The sequence below is a fragment of the Pseudocolwellia sp. G5-9 genome, assembly GCF_055808995.1.
Genome location: NZ_CM147893.1, coordinates 85,244 through 104,118, shown reverse-complemented (window position 1 = coordinate 104,118; position 18,875 = coordinate 85,244). Strand labels below are relative to the sequence as shown.

General features: G+C 35.2%; 12 protein-coding genes. 9 read left to right on the top strand and 3 right to left on the bottom strand.

Going from position 1 to position 18,875, the window contains the following annotated elements:
• Window positions 1-268 precede the first annotated feature (268 nt).
• Window positions 269-1,756, bottom strand: a complete 1,488-nt coding sequence (putP, locus tag AC0L5Q_RS00405) for a sodium/proline symporter PutP (RefSeq protein ID WP_473613540.1) — start codon at window positions 1,754-1,756, stop codon at window positions 269-271.
• 364 nt (window positions 1,757-2,120) lie between these two features.
• Here putP and AC0L5Q_RS00400 point away from each other — a divergent pair, with 364 nt between their 5' ends.
• The 4 genes from AC0L5Q_RS00400 to AC0L5Q_RS00385 all read left to right on the top strand — a co-directional run bounded on the left by AC0L5Q_RS00400 (window position 2,121) and on the right by AC0L5Q_RS00385 (window position 10,696).
• Window positions 2,121-2,696, top strand: coding sequence for an RNA polymerase sigma factor (locus AC0L5Q_RS00400; RefSeq protein ID WP_473613539.1), 576 nt, complete (start codon window positions 2,121-2,123; stop codon window positions 2,694-2,696).
• On the top strand, window positions 2,693-3,736 hold the full coding sequence (locus AC0L5Q_RS00395; RefSeq protein WP_473613538.1) for a FecR family protein: 1,044 nt from the start codon (window positions 2,693-2,695) through the stop codon (window positions 3,734-3,736). Before AC0L5Q_RS00400 ends, AC0L5Q_RS00395 begins: the two co-directional genes overlap by 4 nt.
• Before the next feature lie 440 nt (window positions 3,737-4,176).
• A complete protein-coding gene (locus tag AC0L5Q_RS00390) occupies window positions 4,177-6,801 on the top strand; it encodes a TonB-dependent receptor plug domain-containing protein (RefSeq protein WP_473618346.1) in 2,625 nt (874 codons plus the stop codon).
• 988 nt (window positions 6,802-7,789) lie between these two features.
• On the top strand, window positions 7,790-10,696 hold the full coding sequence (locus AC0L5Q_RS00385; RefSeq protein ID WP_473613537.1) for a TonB-dependent receptor plug domain-containing protein: 2,907 nt from the start codon (window positions 7,790-7,792) through the stop codon (window positions 10,694-10,696).
• 166 nt (window positions 10,697-10,862) lie between these two features.
• Here the strand turns inward: AC0L5Q_RS00385 and AC0L5Q_RS00380 are convergent, their stop codons facing one another.
• Entirely contained in the window at window positions 10,863-12,386 is a 1,524-nt protein-coding gene (locus AC0L5Q_RS00380) for a fumarate hydratase (RefSeq protein ID WP_473613536.1), read from the bottom strand.
• 212 nt (window positions 12,387-12,598) lie between these two features.
• Between AC0L5Q_RS00380 and pabB the strand changes: the two genes are divergently transcribed.
• From pabB to AC0L5Q_RS00365, 3 genes are all read left to right on the top strand, one after another.
• Window positions 12,599-14,047 (top strand): aminodeoxychorismate synthase component I, encoded by a 1,449-nt coding sequence (gene pabB, locus AC0L5Q_RS00375; protein WP_473613535.1) that lies wholly within the window; start codon window positions 12,599-12,601, stop codon window positions 14,045-14,047.
• A gap of 92 nt (window positions 14,048-14,139) precedes the next feature.
• On the top strand, window positions 14,140-14,709 hold the full coding sequence (locus AC0L5Q_RS00370; RefSeq protein WP_473613534.1) for a CoA pyrophosphatase: 570 nt from the start codon (window positions 14,140-14,142) through the stop codon (window positions 14,707-14,709).
• A gap of 182 nt (window positions 14,710-14,891) precedes the next feature.
• Window positions 14,892-16,271 carry an L-serine ammonia-lyase gene (locus tag AC0L5Q_RS00365; protein WP_473613533.1) on the top strand — a complete coding sequence of 460 codons (1,380 nt, stop codon included), beginning with the start codon at window positions 14,892-14,894 and terminating at the stop codon, window positions 16,269-16,271.
• A gap of 57 nt (window positions 16,272-16,328) precedes the next feature.
• Here the strand turns inward: AC0L5Q_RS00365 and cysB are convergent, their stop codons facing one another.
• Complete coding sequence (gene cysB, locus AC0L5Q_RS00360; RefSeq protein ID WP_473613532.1) at window positions 16,329-17,303, bottom strand: HTH-type transcriptional regulator CysB; 975 nt, start codon at window positions 17,301-17,303, stop codon at window positions 16,329-16,331.
• A gap of 318 nt (window positions 17,304-17,621) precedes the next feature.
• Here cysB and AC0L5Q_RS00355 point away from each other — a divergent pair, with 318 nt between their 5' ends.
• Both AC0L5Q_RS00355 and AC0L5Q_RS00350 read left to right on the top strand, forming a co-directional pair.
• Window positions 17,622-18,392 carry a hypothetical protein gene (locus AC0L5Q_RS00355; protein ID WP_473613531.1) on the top strand — a complete coding sequence of 257 codons (771 nt, stop codon included), beginning with the start codon at window positions 17,622-17,624 and terminating at the stop codon, window positions 18,390-18,392.
• A 90-nt stretch (window positions 18,393-18,482) separates the two neighbouring features.
• On the top strand, window positions 18,483-18,848 hold the full coding sequence (locus AC0L5Q_RS00350) for a ribosome recycling factor family protein (protein ID WP_473613530.1): 366 nt from the start codon (window positions 18,483-18,485) through the stop codon (window positions 18,846-18,848).
• Window positions 18,849-18,875: the final 27 nt, after the last annotated feature.

Below are 18,875 nucleotides of genomic sequence, written 5' to 3'. Positions count from 1 at the left end.
TTTATTTAAATAAGCCAAAAGCTTGGTCATAGTTTAAAACAACTATGACGACTTTGATTAAAAATAGTTTTATGATTGGCTGTAACGCTGCTAGTACTAAAGGCTGTGAGATAGCTTTACAAGTAATTAACCATTAGGCTGACTAGAATGGTCTTATACCCGTTACCAATCAAGGGACTATTTCAGAGCACTTGAATGCTTACGGGTATAAAACTTCGCTAGATACCAAAATCTCAATATCCAGCGATATTTCAAATACGCTATAAAATTAAATGTGATGCGTTAACATTTCATCATGCTTAGCTAAAACCTCAGTATCATCTTGAGGTGCCAATTTACTTACCACATAAATAACTAAAGAACATAAAATAAACCCAGGAACGATTTCATACATTACTGAACTTAATGACTCACCATTAATAGTGATAGGAACATAGACCCATAATAATACAGTTATCGCTCCTGTTATCATTCCAGCTAAAGCAGCATTTTTGGTCATTTTTTTCCAATATAAACTACCAATAACAACAGGCCCAAAAGCGGCACCAAAACCTGCCCAAGCGTTACTCACTAATGATAAAATAGATGAGTCTCGATCGTAAGCTAAGTAAATTGCAACTAACGCCACTAAACACACAGATATACGTCCTACGAATACTTGTTGCTTATCTGTAGCATCGCGGTGTAAAAATGTTTTATAAAAATCTTCAGTTAAAGAGCTTGATGTAACCAATAGTTGGGAAGAAATGGTACTCATAATGGCAGCTAAAATTGCTGCTAATAAAAACCCAGCAATTAATGGACTAAATAGAATTTGAGACAAGAGAATAAAAATAGTTTCAGGGTCATCAAGCTCTATGCCGGTTTTGGCCACATAAGCAATACCAGAAAAGCCTGTAGCCATAGCTCCAATAATAGAAACAATCATCCAACTCATGCCAATACGACGAGCTGTAGGCATATCTTTAACACTACGAATAGCCATAAAGCGAACAATGATATGAGGTTGACCAAAATAACCTAACCCCCAAGCCATCGCTGAAAGAATACCAATTAAGCTCACCCCACTAAAAACATCTAACAAGGCAGGATTTATGGTATTAATGCTTGAATGCATTTCTGATAAGCCCCCTACTTCACTAATCGCTACTATGGGCACTAAGACCAATGCAACAAACATTATACAGCCTTGAACAAAATCAGTTAGGCTCACAGCTAAAAAACCACCAAATAATGTGTACGCTACAACAACACCCGCTGTAACATATAAGCCAACTTCATAATTTAAACCAAAAGAACTTTCAAATAACTTGCCACCAGCAACAATACCACTTGAGGTATAAAGCGTGAAAAAAACAACAATAACAATCGAAGAAACTATCCTTAACATGCGTGACTTATCATTAAAGCGATTTTCAAAAAAATCGGGTAATGTAATTGAATCATTAGCCACTTCAGTATAAGTTCTCAAGCGAGGCGCAACGATAATATAATTTAAAAATGCGCCTATAACTAAGCCTATTGCAATCCATAAACTACTCAGACCTGAAATATACATAGCGCCAGGTAAGCCCATTAACATCCAACCACTCATATCAGATGCTCCAGCAGAAAGCGCAGCAACACTTGGGCTTAAGCTTCTCCCGCCAAGCATATATCCGGAAACATCATTTGTTGATTTATAATACGAATAAAGCCCTATACCAAGCATTGCACTAAAATAAAGACCTAAAGAAAAAAGTGTTTCAAATTCCAAAATAATTTCCACCGTTATAATTATATTTTAATTGTGTACGTAAATTTATTTATCAATACAGTTAAAGAGTCTATCTAACAACTAATCCATACATATTTATCAAAATATTTATAATCATCAGCTTTTATCAACAAACATAACCTTCTATAAAATATAGCTTAAGAAATTTTCGATTATAATCTATTTTTGTTATACGCTATATTTAAATACATTCATCCCCTATCAAGATGAACATTTTGTCACCTTGAATGTGACTTGAATATTCATTTCTATGTAATATTTTTTTATCGTTTTTACTAAAATAATTACGGATTAAGCCGTAACTAAACTCTTTAATAAAATAGCGTATTATTGGAAACATTAAATGCCAACAAATAAGCAGTCGAACAATCAAGTTTTAGCCGCTTTTCAATCATGTAGAGATGGTTTAGTGCGTTCGATTATGAAGATGAGTGTAAAACAACAAGATGTTGATGATATTTTACAGGAAACATTTATTAGGGTTTTAAACTCTAATGCTAAACAACAAATAAAATCCCCTAAAGATTACCTATTTGTTGTTTCAAGAAATTTAGTTCTAAAAAAATTAATACAACAATCAAAAGAAATACATACAGAATTAGATGAGGCTTTACTAGAAGACGATGTTGATAATAAAGTTGAAAAAGAGCTATACCAAAAACGTAAGTTTGAGCGTTTTAGTAAAGTATTAAGTTCATTACCTGAAAAAAACCGTCGGGCGATATTGTTAAGAAAATTATACTGCTTAAGCCATAAAGAAATAGCAAAAAAAATGGATGTATCAGTTAGTTCAGTTGAGAAATATATTGCTACAGGCTTAAAACAGTGCAAACAATCACTTTATGCACAAGGATATGAAATCAATGAACTTGAACTTCCAACACAGCTACATCAATCAAACAAAGAGCGTATAAAATGAATCCAAGCAATAAAGTAATTCCACTTCATTCAGAGAATACGATTGATGACGAAGCGTCTATTTGGTTAGTACGACTAGATAATGGTAATTTATCTGATCAATCAAGAAAAGAGTTAAAGATCTGGTTAGCAGCAGATAAAAGACATCCTATAGCATTAAAAGCTATGGCTAACATTTGGGATGATATAGATGAAGTACTTATTAATATTGATAATGATAATGAAAGCTCGTCAAAAAACACATATTTATGGTCAGTCTTAAAGCCTATTTTTGCACCTTATGTTTTAGCCGCAAGCATGAGTTTTTTAGCTGTTTTTATTTGGTTAGCGATACCTAATAATGTGCAAAAAAATTCATATGCTACTTTAGTAGGACAACAAATGAATGCAACATTTGATGACGGTTCAATCATACACTTAAATACTAATAGCCGAATTGAAACTGAATTTTCTGATGATAAACGTATAATTAAATTAATAAAAGGAGAAGCTTTATTTGAAGTTGCACATGATCCTAATCGCCCATTTATTGTGTATGCTGGAGATCGTCTAGTTCAAGCTATAGGAACAAAGTTTGTCATTCATTTGGAACCTGAGAATATTCAAGTCACGGTTACTGACGGTAAAGTTAAAATGTCAAAAGTAGCACTTAATACTAAATTAACCGATATTGAAGAGTTAAATAATACAACAATTAATAAAGATGACGTTTATATTGCTAAGGGTGAAAAAGTTATAGTAGCCAGTGATCAATCTCCAAAATTAACACGTATTAACCCTGAAAATATCAAACGTGAACTTTCATGGATTGATGGAAAATTAGTATTTGATAATAAAGAGTTTGCAGATGTCATTAAAGAAATTAACCGTTATGTAAACATAGAGATTGTACTAAAAGATCCCTCACTGCATAACATACGAATAAGTGGCCGTTTTGACTTAGAAGATAGTGAAGCGCTAATTGAAGCTATAGAACTTTCTTTTAATATGAAGTCTCAGCGCCTTGATTCAAATAAAATATTGCTTACTAAAAAAACATAACCACCTTAAAAAATAAAATAACATAAATTATCAGTACCTTAGGCTTTATAATAAAAGTGATAAAGCCTAAAAGCCCCTATTATTTTGTCAGATTAATGGTTACAGAAACATTCTAAATATTTAAGAAAAATCTTTTATACCCGTTTTATTACATTATCTACCTAACCCTATCGATACAAGACATTCATACCAATTTGAATAATTAACCCAAATCCGGGTTAACTAGCAATAACAAGTACAAAAAAATAAACAATAAAATCAACAACAAAAAAATTAAAAATAAAAAAAACAAAAAATAAATAAGTTTTTTTACGGATTCCCATACATATTGGCTCTTTAGAACTAAGTTGCAAATGTTAAATAAATAGCAACTGAACTAAATAATTAAAAAATCAATAATAAGAATTAGTCTTCAAATTTAATAAGGGAAAAATATGTCTATAAAATTTCGTAATACTACGTTAGCGCTTGCTGTGAGTGTTGCTCTAGGAACAACCGCTGTTTCTGCTGCTGAGAATGAAGCCGGCGCAAAAGAAGAAAAAGTTGAACGTATCGCTGTAGTAGGCTCACGTGGTGCGCCTCGCTCAGTAAATGATTCACCCGTTCCCGTTGATTTAATTGGAGCTGACGAATTAGGTAAAGCAGGTAACACTAATATGCTAGACCTTATTAAAGGAACCGTTCCTTCTTTTAACGTTCATGAAAATCCTATCTCAGATGCGGCTAGTTTAGTAAAACCCGCTAACTTACGTGGTCTTTCATCTGACAGTACATTAATCCTAGTTAACGGCAAACGTCGTCATCGTGCCTCTGTTATTGCCTTATTAGGTGGTGGTATTAATGATGGTGCACAAGGTCCAGATATTTCTGTTATTCCAAGTGCTGCGTTAAAGCAAGTTGAAGTATTACGAGATGGTGCTGCGGCACAATACGGCTCAGATGCTATTGCGGGTGTAATGAACTTTGTTTTAAAAGATGATGATGAGGGTGGAAACCTTACGGTGCGTCATGGTTCATACTACGAAGGAGATGGCGATACTACAGAAGTGTCCGGTAACATAGGCTTACCATTATCTGCCAATGGCTTTGCTAATTTAAGTTTTCAATATAAAACAGCTGATGCTACAAGCCGAAGTGTACAGCGTGCTGATGCCGCCGCTTTAATCGAAGCCGGTAACACGGATGTTGATAGTTTAGCTCAAGTTTGGGGCTCTCCTGAAGTAGAAGATGATCTGACTGTTTTTGGTAACTTTGGTCTAGATTTAGGAAATGGTAAAGAAGCTTACATGTTTGGTAACTTCTCTGAACGTAACATTAAAGGTGGTTTTTACTACCGTAACCCACATACTCGTAGTGGTGTATATAGTAATGGTGATACAGACGGCGTAGATACAAATGGTGATGGTAAAATCAATGGTGATATAGTTAATGGCGTTCAAGATGAAAACTATCAACCTAACATTCTTATTGCTGATTTAGATGGGCTTGATAATGGTATTGCTTGTCCTACAGTTAATGTCACCAGTAGTAATGTGTTAACACAAAGTGATTACGCTTTAATTGCGGATGATAATACAGCCGTTGGTCAAAACTGTTTCGCATTTAATGAAATGTTACCGGGTGGTTTTACACCTAACTTCGGTGGTAACATCGTTGATACAGCTATTACTATGGGGACTCGTGGTGAGATAAGCGATACACTTAAATATGATGTAAGCGGCTCAGTTGGTTTCAACGAATCCACTTATGTTATCTATGATACGCTTAATGCTTCTTTAGGTCCTGTCACTCCGCGTGACTTTAGTCCGGGTAAACATACTCAATTAGAAAAATCATTTAACATTGATTTAGTGAAAGAATTTGAAGCAGGTATGGAGTCTCCATTAATTGTTGCTGGGGGTTACGAATGGCATTCAGAGTCATTTGAAGTGACTTCAGGTGATGTCGCGGCTTTTGAAGCGGGTCCATTAACTTCTCAAGGTTTTGGTATTGGTTCAAATGGTTTCCCTGGTTTTAAACCTTCTGCCGCCGGTAAATTCTCTCGTCAAAACTATGCTTTATATGTCGATGTAGAAGCACAATTTACTGAAAATTTCTTAATGGGCGCAGCTTTACGCTATGAAGATTACAGCTCATTTGGTGATACAACAAATTACAAGTTAACAGCTCAGTACAATATTACTGATGAGTTCTCACTTCGAGGCTCATTAAGTACAGGTTTCCGAGCGCCTACAGTTGGTCAAGCTAACTATTCAAATGTACAAACAAACTTAAGTGATGGTGTGTTAAGCGACTCAGCCCTACTACCACCGACAAACCCAGTAGCGATCCAATTAGGCGCAACAGAGCTCACACCTGAAGAGTCTGAAAGTTATGCTTTTGGTGCTGTATGGGATATTAATGGTTTCTATTTCACATTAGATTACTATAACATCCAAGTTGAAGATCGTATTTCTCAATCAGCTAAATATAATTTAGACGATAATGATAAAGACGTATTAAAAGCGGCAGGTGTACCCAATGTTGACTCTATTCAACAAGTGAGTTTCTTTACTAATGATTTTGATACAACCACTCAAGGGGTTGATTTTGTAGCGAACTACTCAACTTCATTGCTCGATGGTGATACAACGTTTGCATTAGCTTATAACTGGAATGAAACTGAAGTTGATAAGTTTTCTCCTGAAATTACGGGTGATTTCAAAGTATCTCGTTTAGAAAATGATTTACCGAACCATAGAGGAACATTTACATGGTCTCAAGGTTGGGAAATGATTAGTATGTTTACTCGTGTAAACTACTACGGCAAATATCAAGGTGTTCATGTTGATTATGATGCCACTATCAAAGAAGGTGATGCTGCAGTAACTGTTGATGTTGAAGTGAGTTACTTTGTAAATGACGATATTACTGTTTCTTTAGGGGCTCAAAACATTTTTGACCAAGAAGCAGAAAAAATTGATTGGTCTGGTGATAACAACAATTGGGGGGGCAAATATTATGAAACCTCTCCATTTGGCTTTAACGGTGGTTTCTACTACGTAAAAGCATCTTATAACTTTTAATCAATAAATAAAGTAAATTTGTTCTTATAAAAATCTCAGCTTCGGCTGAGATTTTTATATTTAAGGCACTGACTAATACCATCACATTTAATTAATAAAACAACTCAACTTTAATAAAACAACTCAGCTAGGGTCTGCTGCTCTTTGCTGATTTTTTTACAGCAGTTTATTAGCCTTTTATACAAGGCAGAGCATATGTTTGTCGTTATCTAACCTGAACTCGGTTTAAGATACACTTAACACATTGAAATATAATAAAAAACAATTTCATTGTTCCTCTAGTTTGCTAATTTTTCTTAATTCAAGGAAAATTTCGCGTCAATACTCCCCTATTACAAGTAAATTTAACGCAGAAGTTAGGAAAACTAGCTGCTAGAGAAGCATTTGTTAAGCCAAGCTCAGGTTATCTACTCTAATAGGCGATAACGTAGTAGAAATGGCTAATAAACGCTATCCTACGGATCTATTTCTTGCTCATTGTTGCAGAAATTTACATAGCACAACTAGGCAACATTTCTTGCACCGCGATCAACAAGCATTTAATTCGAACAAAATTTAAACATAAAAGTTCAATAGACCCTAATTAACCTCAGCTCGGGATAAGCAAAGTTACTCAACAAGCTATTTTTATGCCTAACTTCGTTGAATTTATTACTAATAGCTAGCTATTAGATAGAAAAATTCGCCTTGTTATACACAAAAATATCAATGTTGAGAGACTAATATAACTTAGGAAAACAACGATACAGATTAAGCCTTTGATAAATAATAGTTTTAATTTATTATCTAACATTCATTAACCCGAGTTGAGGTTAATTAAAGCTATAGCCAATAGTCGAAATTCTTTCATGATGATAAGATAACAGTAATACTGGCTAGCATGATGTTGTTGTCACACTGAAACAGTTGATTGAAGATGCCAATAGTTACCATATACAACAAAGAAAAATAATCAAAACATTCACTCAAACAGCGAGATAAGTATTAAGTGTTAAGTCGCCGATTAAAACATAATAAAGAAAAAAATATTCAGTTTCATATTATGTTTTTCTTATTATGGTTAGGCAATACTCTAGTGTGTCAAGCTGCTGAACGTTACCACTTTAAATTACCAGCAATGGATGCGGCTACCGCTCTCAATAAATTAGCTGATATCTCTGGCTATTCTCTTTTATACCCCTTTGATGACTCAATTGTTGTCATGACTAACCCTATTATAGGTACTTATTCACTGGAAGATGCTCTCACAAAGATTCTTTTAAATACTCCTATCAATGCCATTGCGACTAAAAAAAGAGTCATTGCTGTATCATCTGTTTTAAATAATTTCGAAGATTTAAAAAACAAGGTAATTAAAACAACCCCCACCTTACCCACTACTAACTCAGCTTCGTTCCCTGAATCCCCTTCTAAAAATTCTACAATAGAAATCGAAGATGAACGTATTCAAATTACAGGTTCACGTCGAATAAATCGTTCACCTAATGAAGCACTAGCACCATTAGATATTATTAATAAACAAGATTTAAAAACACGAGGTAGTCTCGATATTATATCGACACTCTCCACTGTTATGCCTTCGTATAACGTAAATCAGGAAGCCATTAGCGATGCAGGTACTATAGTAAGACCCGCAAATATTCGAGGGTTACCTACTGATAGTATTTTAATATTAGTTAATGGTAAACGACGTCATCGTAGTGGTGCTATTTATGAATACATTTCAGGATTAAATGTAGGGGCCCACGGAGTGGATTTAGAGCCTATACCTAGTATTGCTCTTAAAAGTGTAGAAGTTTTAAGAGATGGCGCTGCTGCGCAATATGGATCAGATGCTATAGCTGGTGTGATTAACTTTCGATTAGAAAACAGTGCCGAGGTCAATCGTATTGAAGTGCATACGGGTCAATATTATAAAGGGGATGGTGCTCAATATAAGCTATCTGGTATTTTAGGAACCACTATTAATGATAGTGGTACAGCCAATTTATCATTCGAGTTTTCAGAAAGTAATCCCACATCTCGTGGGGTTCAAGATCCTGCGGTTCAAAGCTTAATTGATAGTGGTATTAGCGAAAATGATATACAAGATCCTGTAGTACCCTGGGGAGCCCCGGATATTGCTAATAACCTAAAACTGTTTGGCAATGTAGAAATAGATGTTGGGGATAACAACAATTATAAGCAACTTTATCTTTTTGGTAACTGGGCGCAACGTGATGTAAATGGCAGTTTTTTTTATCGTAACCCTAATACAAGAGCAAGTATATTTACTAACCCAGACAATGGTACTCGCCTATTCTTTGACATGACTAATAATCAAACAGGGAACTGTCCAGTACCGACTATCCCTGGCAGTAGTGGCGATGCTGAAGCCTTAGCAGCAGTTATAGCCAATCCTAATTGTTTTTCTTTTAATGAACGTTTTCCAGGTGGCTTCACCCCTATATTTGGCGGTAAAGTAACTGATGGTAGTATAGTGGCGGGTATACGGGGCTCGTTAAATAACAATGACGCTGAACTAACTTATGACATAAGTATGGCCGTAGGTAGAAATCATATTGATTATGAATTATTTAACAGTGCTAATGCCTCGTTAGGTGAAAATTCACCAAAAGATTTTAAATTAGGTTCTCAAATTCAAACAGAGCGTGTATTCAATACTGACTTTACCTATCCTATTGATGTTGGTTTTGAATCTGAACTCAATGTTGCCTTTGGTTACCAAAACTACTTTGAACAATTTGAAGTTGTCGCTGGAGATAGTGCATCTTATGAAATAGGCCCTTTTTCGAGTAATGGTGAAGCCATAGGTTCAAACGGTTTCCCTGGTTTCTCACCAGATACTGCTGGTATTAACGTTCGTACATCAAATGCCGTATATTTAGATATTGAAGCCGACGTAACTGAAGCTCTTTCGGTATCATTTGCGATAAGGTATGAAAAAATAGAAAAAATAGGTAATACTTTTGACGGTAAGCTTTCTACCCGTATACAGCTTACCGATGAAATTGCATTACGTTCAACGCTAAGTACTGGCTTCCGTGCCCCCACTGTTGGCCAGTCAACTCTTCAACGTATATCCACATCCAATTCGATCGAAAATAATGTAGTTGTTCAACAAGGCTCACAATTAATAAGTGCTTTGAGCCCTATTGCAACGGCACGTTCAGGAGGAAAGCTTGAACCAGAAACAGCCACTAGTTTTAGCTTCGGTATATTATCTGAAATAAGCCCTGTTAATGTTACTTTGGATTATTTTTATATTGATGTAGATGATAGATTATCACTATTTACGAGTGAAATAGTGGCAAGTGACACACCATTATTATCTATCTCAGGAATTAGTTCAAACGTAACCAACATTCAATATTATGCTAACGATTTCAACTCAGTAACTCAAGGCATTGATTTAGTAGTCAGTTTACCATTTGAATTTATGGGGGGAAGCGATATTTTATCGTTAGCGTTTAATTATACTGACACAGAACTAGATGTTACTAATCCTAAAAGCCCCATATCAAATGCTAATGTACGTAAAGAACGTGAAGATGGAATTCCAAAAACTAGAGGTGTATTAACATATTCACACTCACAAGAAGCATTACATACAATGTTTCGTATAAATTATTATGGAAGTTTTTATAATGCACAATTTAATGATGTATCTCTGCTTGAAAAAGTTGATCCTGTTATCATAACTGATATGGAAATTTCATATGATATTACAGATAATATAGAAGTTGCTTTGGGCGCTAAAAATATCTTTAATGTATTTCCAGATGAATATAGTCAAGGGCGTAAATCTGGATTTTTAGGTGCTATATACCCTTTAAACTCTCCGAGTGGCTTTAATGGTGGTTATTATTACCTTAGTATGGGGTGGGATTTCTAATCTAAAAAAACGACAACAACAGTAATAAAGTTATGTTTTTCATAAAGATCAAATATAGCTATAAAACAATATTATTTTACGCTTCCTGTTTTTTAAGCAATAAAAAACGCCATAAGTTTTACCTTATAGCGTTTTAGTAAAGCTAGATAAGCGTTAACTAAAGATTTTAGCCTTTAGTTTTCTTGTCTTCTTCTTCAATATTTAATTTCCAAATTTGAGGACCAGTAACATGTGCTGATTCACCTGTAGAATCTACAGCAACTGTTACAGGCATATCTTCAACTTCAAATTCGTATATTGCTTCCATACCCATGTCTTCAAAGGCAACCACTTTCGCTTTTTTGATTGCTTTAGACACTAAGTATGCAGCGCCACCAACGGCCATTAGGTAAACTGACTTATGGTTTTTAATGCTTTCGCACGTTGCAGCACCACGTTCAGCTTTACCAATAGTACCTAACAAGCCTGTTTCAGCTAGCATCATTTCAGTAAATTTATCCATACGTGTTGCGGTTGTTGGGCCAGCCGGACCAACCGCTTCGTCGCCAATAGCATCTACTGGTCCAACGTAGTAAATAAACTTGTCAGTAAAGTCTACGGGTAACTTCTCACCTGCTGCTAACATTTCTTGAATGCGTTTATGAGCTGCATCACGACCTGTTAAAATAGTACCCGAGAGTAAAACAGTTTCGCCTGTTTTCCATTCGCTAATATCAGCTTTCTTAAGCTCATCCACATTAACACGACGTACGTTTTCACCTACTTCCCATGTAATTTCAGGCCAATCTTCTAATTTAGGTGGCTGAAGATCCGCAGGACCTGAACCGTCTAAATGAAAGTGTACATGGCGAGTTGCCGCACAGTTAGGGATCATAACTACAGGTTTAGATGCCGCATGAGTTGGCACAGAGTTAATTTTAATATCAACAACCGTTGTTAAACCCCCTAAACCTTGAGCACCAATACCTAATTTATTTACGCGTTCAAAAATTTCTAAACGTAGTTCTTCTTCCGCATTTTGTGGGCCACGGTCAATAAGTTCTTGAATGTTTACAGGGTCCATTAAGCTTTCTTTAGCCAATACACCTGCTTTTTCAGCCGTACCACCAATACCTATACCTAACATTCCTGGAGGACACCAGCCTGCGCCCATAGTTGGTAACGTTTTAACAACCCAATCAGCAATTGAATCGCTTGGGTTTAACATTACCATTTTAGATTTGTTTTCTGATCCGCCGCCTTTCGCTGCGATCATAATTTCAATACCGCCGCCAGCAACCATATCAATATGAACAACCGCTGGTGTATTATCTTTCGTATTAATACGTTTACCCGCGGGGTCTGCAACAATAGAAGCACGTAAAGGATTATCAGGATTCATATAAGCACGACGTGTGCCCTCATCAACCATTTGCTGAACGGTTAAATCAGTTTTATCCCACTGAACATCCATACCTACTTTCACAAAACACGTAACAATACCAGTATCTTGACAGATAGGACGTTTACCATGGGCAGACATACGAGAGTTAATAAGAATTTGTGCAATCGCATCTTTAGCGGCTTGGCTTTGTTCTTTGTTGTATGCTTTTTCTAATGCTTGAATAAAATCAAGCGGATGATAATAAGAAATATACTGAAGTGCATCTTCAATGCTATCGATGAGGTCTTGCTGTTTGATAATAGCCATAATTTACCTTTGTCACATTTACCTTGAATTTAGATAAACCCTATGAATAAAGAATTCATGAGAGGAATTAGTTGAAACTTATAATTTTGCCGATATGATACCTTGCTTACTAAGGTGCTGCTACTAACTTATAGAAGTATCTTAATTCAGTTTAGTAATATTAATTATTCACCTTATAATTAAACATTCATCTTATAAAAAGTATGCAGCCTTTGTTAAAACAACACACTCATTCATCTCATCCTATAAATTCAGCCGTTGAATTAACTTCTAACGTCATTATTTTTGATGACAATATTGTGTCTAGTGATATTTTTACACACTTATCAAATTTACCTTGGGCAATGTGGCTAGATTCTTGTGATAACAATCATGTTGATAGTCAGTTTGATATTTTAGTGTGGGATCCTGTTGTTACTTTAGCAACAAAAAACAAAACAACCAAAATAGTGAATGTTGCAAATAACTCAACAATAACAAGTACTGAAGATCCACTTTTCTTGGTTAACCAAGCTATTGAAGAAACCTTTTCAAATATTAACATTTCAGCATCAATAAAATTTCCATTTAAAGGAGGCGCTGTCGGTTATTTTGCTTACGATTTAGGAAGAGAATTTGAAGTATTACCTGAGCTTTGCGAGCAAGATATTCATATTCCCGAAATGTCGGTAGGTATATACAACAAAGCAATAATTTTTGATAACAAAACACAGGTTTTTCATTTGCTTTGTTTAGAAAACGAAAGAAAACAAACTGAAATCGATCTTTTTGCTCTAATTAAAACAGCCAATCAAAGCAAGAGATTAGAATTTACATTAGATTCTGATTGGTTATCAAATATGACCCAAACAGAATACGCGCAAAAGTTTAATCAAGTACATGAATACTTATTAGCGGGGGATTGTTACCAAATAAATTTAGCACAACGTTTTTCAGCCAGTTATTCTGGCGACGAATTTCAAGCGTATAAAACCCTGCGTGAAGAAAACAACGCCCCTTTTTCGGCTTTCATACGCCTTGAAGATGCGGCTATTTTAAGTATATCTCCTGAACGATTTTTACAACTTAACGAACATCAAGTTCAAAGTAAGCCAATAAAAGGGACACGCCCAAGGCATCACTTACCTGAGCTTGATCAACAAGCCGCAGAAGACCTAAAAGCTTCTGCAAAAGACAAAGCTGAAAACCTAATGATTGTTGACCTACTTCGTAACGATATCAGTAAAGTATGCGAAGCAGGATCTGTTGTTGTACCTAAGTTATTTGATATAGAAAGCTTTCCCGCGGTACACCATTTGGTTAGCACAGTTGAAGGAAAACTCTCTGCGCAATTTAACGCAACAGACTTATTACGCGGTGCTTTTCCCGGTGGCTCAATTACTGGCGCTCCTAAAATTAGAGCAATGGAAATTATTGAAGAATTAGAGCCTCATAGACGAAGTGTATATTGCGGCTCTATCGGTTATATTTCTGCCTGTGGCAATATGGACACTAGCATAACGATTAGAACCTTAATTTGTGAAAACAATAAAATATATTGCTGGGCGGGTGGCGGTTTAGTTGCAGATTCGGTTCTCGCTGATGAATACCAAGAAACCTTCGATAAAGTGAATAAAATCATACCTGTACTTAAAGGGACATTTTTTCATTCAAAAACTTAATAATTAACATACTGCTTTTGAATTAGATTGTTAGCCAAACTTAAGTTAAGCTAAAAGTATTTATAAATAACACCTTTTTAATCGAGTCCTTAATGACAAAAGACGAATTTTTACTTAAGTATTCATTAAATAAGCGCTCTGATTCCTTACATAAATACCAGCACCACAAACCGCTGAAAGAAGCTGCAGTACTTATTCCTCTTGTTGACGATGGTGATCAGTTAAACGTAGTACTAACTAAACGCTCACTAAATTTAAGGCATCATGCAGGTCAAATTAGCTTCCCGGGTGGAAAGGTTGAAAAAACAGATACCAACTTAATTGATACCGCATCACGAGAAACCTTCGAAGAAATAGGCGTCCCACCTGAGTTAATTAATATTGTAGGGAGCTTACATTCTTATCAGGTCATTTCAGGTTTTATTGTAACGCCTTATATTGCTTTTATTCCTAACGATTATGAATTCATTAAAGATACCAATGAAGTAAGTGATATATTTCAAGTACCGTTAAAGTATTTTTTAGATACATCAAACCACATAGCAATTAACGTACAACGTAAAAGCTTTTCCCATAATGTGCATTTTATGCCATACAAACAGCACAACATATGGGGCGCAACCGCTTCAATGTTGAAAGACTTAGCTATTCATCTTAGTTAACCTGAACTCTGGTTAGTTAAATCCCCTCCACTTACTACCTTTATTCAACTCCCTGCTAAAATTAAAAACATCTAACAAAAATGATCATATTTTTGTTGTTATAAATAAGAGTTTTCATATACCATTACAAAATAATATTTCACCAAAACAAAAGTCAACAAACTTAAATTCGGTATTACATCATGATTAGTGTATTTGATATGTTTTCAATCGGCATTGGCCCTTCTAGTTCACATACTGTTGGTCCAATGAAAGCGGCCCATTTATTTGTGCAGCATTTAAATGAAAATGAGCAACTCAATAGTGTTAGCCGAGTAAAATGTGAGCTATTCGGATCTTTAGGACAAACAGGCATAGGTCATGGAACAGGTAAAGCCGTTATTTTAGGTTTATGTGGCGAACAGCCTGATACTATTCCTGTTGATTCTATAGAAGCGATCCTTAATAGTGTAGTGGAATCTCAAACACTTTTGTTAAACAAAACACATACGGTTTCTTTCCCTAAAGACAACGCCATTATCTATCACCGTAGAAAAACCTTAAGTGCTCATTCAAACGGTATGACTTTATTCGCATACGATGAAAATAATAATCTGATATTAGAAGAAACCTATTTTTCTATTGGCGGTGGTTTCATTGTGCAAGACTGCGATTTTGCAAAAGAGAAAGATAAAGCACTCTCATTACATAATAATATTAAGCGTCCTCATTTATTTTCTAACGCAACAGAATTATTTAAAGAAGCAGCAGATAAACATCTAAACATCAGCACCATTATGATGAATAACGAAAAGTGCTTAAATGATGAAAAAATTGTAAGAAGTAAATTATTAGAAATATGGCAGGCAATGCAAGATTGTGTTGCTAGAGGCATAAAAACAGAAGGTATATTACCTGGTGGCTTAAAAGTTACTCGAAGAGCTCCTGCTTTGTATAGAACACTCTCAGTAGAAAAAAATAATGATCCGTTAGTTACTATGGATTGGGTGAATTTATTTGCCTTAGCTGTAAATGAAGAAAATGCTGCTGGTAGCCGCGTTGTAACAGCACCAACAAACGGTGCAGCGGGAATTATTCCTGCGGTTTTATGCTACTACAATAAATTTGTAAACCCAGTAAGTGAAGATGACTGTATTAAATATTTACTAACCGCAGCGGCTATCGGTATTTTATATAAAACCAATGCTTCAATCTCTGGTGCTGAAGTGGGCTGTCAAGGTGAAGTCGGCGTGGCTTGCTCAATGGCTGCAGGCGCTTTAACTGAAATAATGGGTGGTAACCCTAGCCAAGTAGAGAATGCCGCAGAAATAGGCATGGAGCATAACCTAGGACTCACCTGTGATCCTGTTGGTGGTTTAGTTCAAGTACCTTGTATTGAACGCAATGCGATGGGAGCAATAAAAGCGATCAATGCATCTAGGTTAGCATTGAGAGGCTCAGGTACTCATAAAGTTACTTTAGACAAGGTAATAAAAACCATGTGGGAAACAGGTAACGACATGAAAACCAAATACAAAGAAACCTCTAGAGGCGGTTTAGCAGTAAATATTACTGAATGCTAGAAACAAAAAGGAAGCATAATGCTTCCTTTTCATGTAATAAATGAATAGTTAACCCAATTAACGTGTAGGTAATTCAATATTAGAAAACAACTCATCTATATCGTTATTGTTTTTCAGTAATACCGCACGAGTGACTAAGTCACGATTTAAATGAGGGGCAAAACGCTCAATAAAATCAAACATATAACCTCTTAAAAAGGTTCCTCTTCTAAAGCCTATTTTAGTTGTACTTGGCTTAAATAAATGGCTTGCATCAATAGCCACTAAATCACCATCAACTTTAGGATCTAAAGCCATAGACGCAATAACACCAATACCAACGCCCATACGTACATAGGTTTTAATAACATCAGCATCAGTTGCAGTAAAAGCGATTTTAGGTTCGCATCCAGCATTTGAGAAGGCAGTATCAAGCTCTGAACGCCCCGTAAAACCAAAAACGTAGGTAACCAAAGAGTATTTAGCAATATCTTGAATAGTGATATCACGTTTTTTAGCTAAAGGATGATCAGATTTAACAATAATGCTTCTGTTCCAGTGGTAACAAGGCAGCATAATTAAATCGTTATATAAATGTAGCGACTCGGTCGCAATGGCGAAATCGGTATCACCTTTAGAAGCAGACTCACTAATTTGCGCTGGAGTCCCTTGGTACATATGTAGTGAAACTTTATCGTAACGCTTCATAAAGCCTTTAATCACTTCAGGTAATGCATAACGCGCTTGTGTATGCGTTGTTGCTATACGTAATTTACCTTCGTCTGGCTGAGTATGCTCACGAGCAACCGCTTTAATAGCTTCAACTTTAGACAATATTTCTGTAGCAATATTAATCACTTCATTACCCGCAGAGGTTACATGAGTTAAATGCTTACCACTACGACCAAAAATTTGGATACCTAATTCATCTTCAAGCATTCTAACTTGCTTACTAATACCAGGTTGAGAAGTGAATAGACTTTCCGCTGTGGCGGAAACATTGAGATTATTGTTGAGTACTTCAACAATGTAACGCAGTTGTTGTAATTTCATAAATAGCAGCTATATATTTTTCTTATTCCAAAAATATATACTTAATTTAAAGTTTATTCCATAATAAATTTTAAATTAGTCAATTTTTATTCAAAAAGTTTATAATTTATACCAAATAGTGAAAAATAAACTTAAACTTTCACTAAGTTGTTTACCTCTTCTTAACATTCTTGTTTTTATTAACAACAAAAACATCCCTTTATTTACCATTAATGAGGGTTAAAACAATTTAACACTATGAAGAGTTAAACATTTTTTGTAGACTCATTGATGAATCTTTTCAAATAACCTCTAATCAAATAACATTGAGTAAAAAATATGATTATTATTATCATCGGATTGATAGTTTTATTGGTGATTGGCGTAGTTGTGGTAAATGCTATGCAGCAACACAAAGCAAAACAAGAACAAGAACGACGTGCACAATCAGCTAAATATAAAGCCATAATTGATGAGTCAGAAGAGCTCATTGTTAATTTAAATAATCTTCCACCAAGCCCTGTACTCATTGAAATTTTAATCAGAAGAAGTCTAAATGCAGCAAAAGCAATGCGACAACTCACTCCTGATTCAAAACTTGTAAAACAAAAAGTACAAGAACTTGAAGCAGCTTTAACCTCCGCAAAAGACTCAGCATCAAATCAAACAGCAAGTGATGAGACTTTCATTTTACCTGACAACGAACAACAGCTTGTTGGTATATTACAAAATATTAAGAAATTAAGAGCCATGCTTAAAGCAGAGCAATCTAAAGGCGCTTTAGATGCTCAATCATTTAGCCAACAAGATCTTCGCCTTGACGCAATGCAGCTCAAAATAGGTGTAGAAAGCATAATAAGTAGAGGGCAAAAAGCTTATTCTAAAGAAATGTTAGGCTCTGCTCGCCAATATTTTGAAAAAGCCTTACAAACATTAATGAGTCACCCTAACCAATCTGAATACACTAAAGTAAAACGTAGTGAAATAGAGTCTCAATTAGAAGATATTACTGAAGCTCTTAAAACAACCAATGCTAAAGATGCAGCGAAAAAAGCTAAAGATGAAGAAAACGATTTAGACATGCTATTTCAACCTAAGAAAAAATGGTAATATATTAAAGTATATTTTAGCTCTATAGCTTAATGAGATAAGCCAGCGTTATGCTGGCTTTTTTAATCACAAAAATACAGATAACTTAGTGTGCAAAAACTATTTGAAATCACCTTATCTTCCTTTTTAAGAAGAGTAATGAAGGCTTATGCTTTAAAAGCAGAAATAAGATCTTTAGGCTGTACATTGCAACGTAAAGGTAGATCAAGACATTGGATATTATCAGCAACTTTTGAACAATTAGAACACGTTGTAGAATATATTCGTTCATCAGAAGAACCCACTTGGCAATGGGTTGCGAATCATATCAGCGAACAAAAAAACAACTTAACCCATCAAGAACTATTAAACATAGCAAGAAAACAACCCGGCATATCAATAAACCAATTAATGGCAAGAACAGACTGTACAATTGCCGAAGCACGTATAGTAATTGACGAGCTAGAAGAGTTTTAGTTAAAGCTTACTTCAACATCGTAAAAC

What these genes read in the sequence shown, in the direction of transcription:
- AC0L5Q_RS00400 (WP_473613539.1), top strand. Translation starts at nt 2,121, where the DNA reads ATGCCAACAAATAAGCAGTCGAACAATCAAGTTTTAGCCGCTTTTCAA.
- AC0L5Q_RS00395 (WP_473613538.1), top strand. Translation starts at nt 2,693, where the DNA reads ATGAATCCAAGCAATAAAGTAATTCCACTTCATTCAGAGAATACGATT.
- AC0L5Q_RS00380 (WP_473613536.1), bottom strand. Translation starts at nt 12,386, where the DNA reads ATGGCTATTATCAAACAGCAAGACCTCATCGATAGCATTGAAGATGCA.
- AC0L5Q_RS00370 (WP_473613534.1), top strand. Translation starts at nt 14,140, where the DNA reads ATGACAAAAGACGAATTTTTACTTAAGTATTCATTAAATAAGCGCTCT.
- AC0L5Q_RS00365 (WP_473613533.1), top strand. Translation starts at nt 14,892, where the DNA reads ATGATTAGTGTATTTGATATGTTTTCAATCGGCATTGGCCCTTCTAGT.
- cysB (WP_473613532.1), bottom strand. Translation starts at nt 17,303, where the DNA reads ATGAAATTACAACAACTGCGTTACATTGTTGAAGTACTCAACAATAAT.
- AC0L5Q_RS00355 (WP_473613531.1), top strand. Translation starts at nt 17,622, where the DNA reads ATGATTATTATTATCATCGGATTGATAGTTTTATTGGTGATTGGCGTA.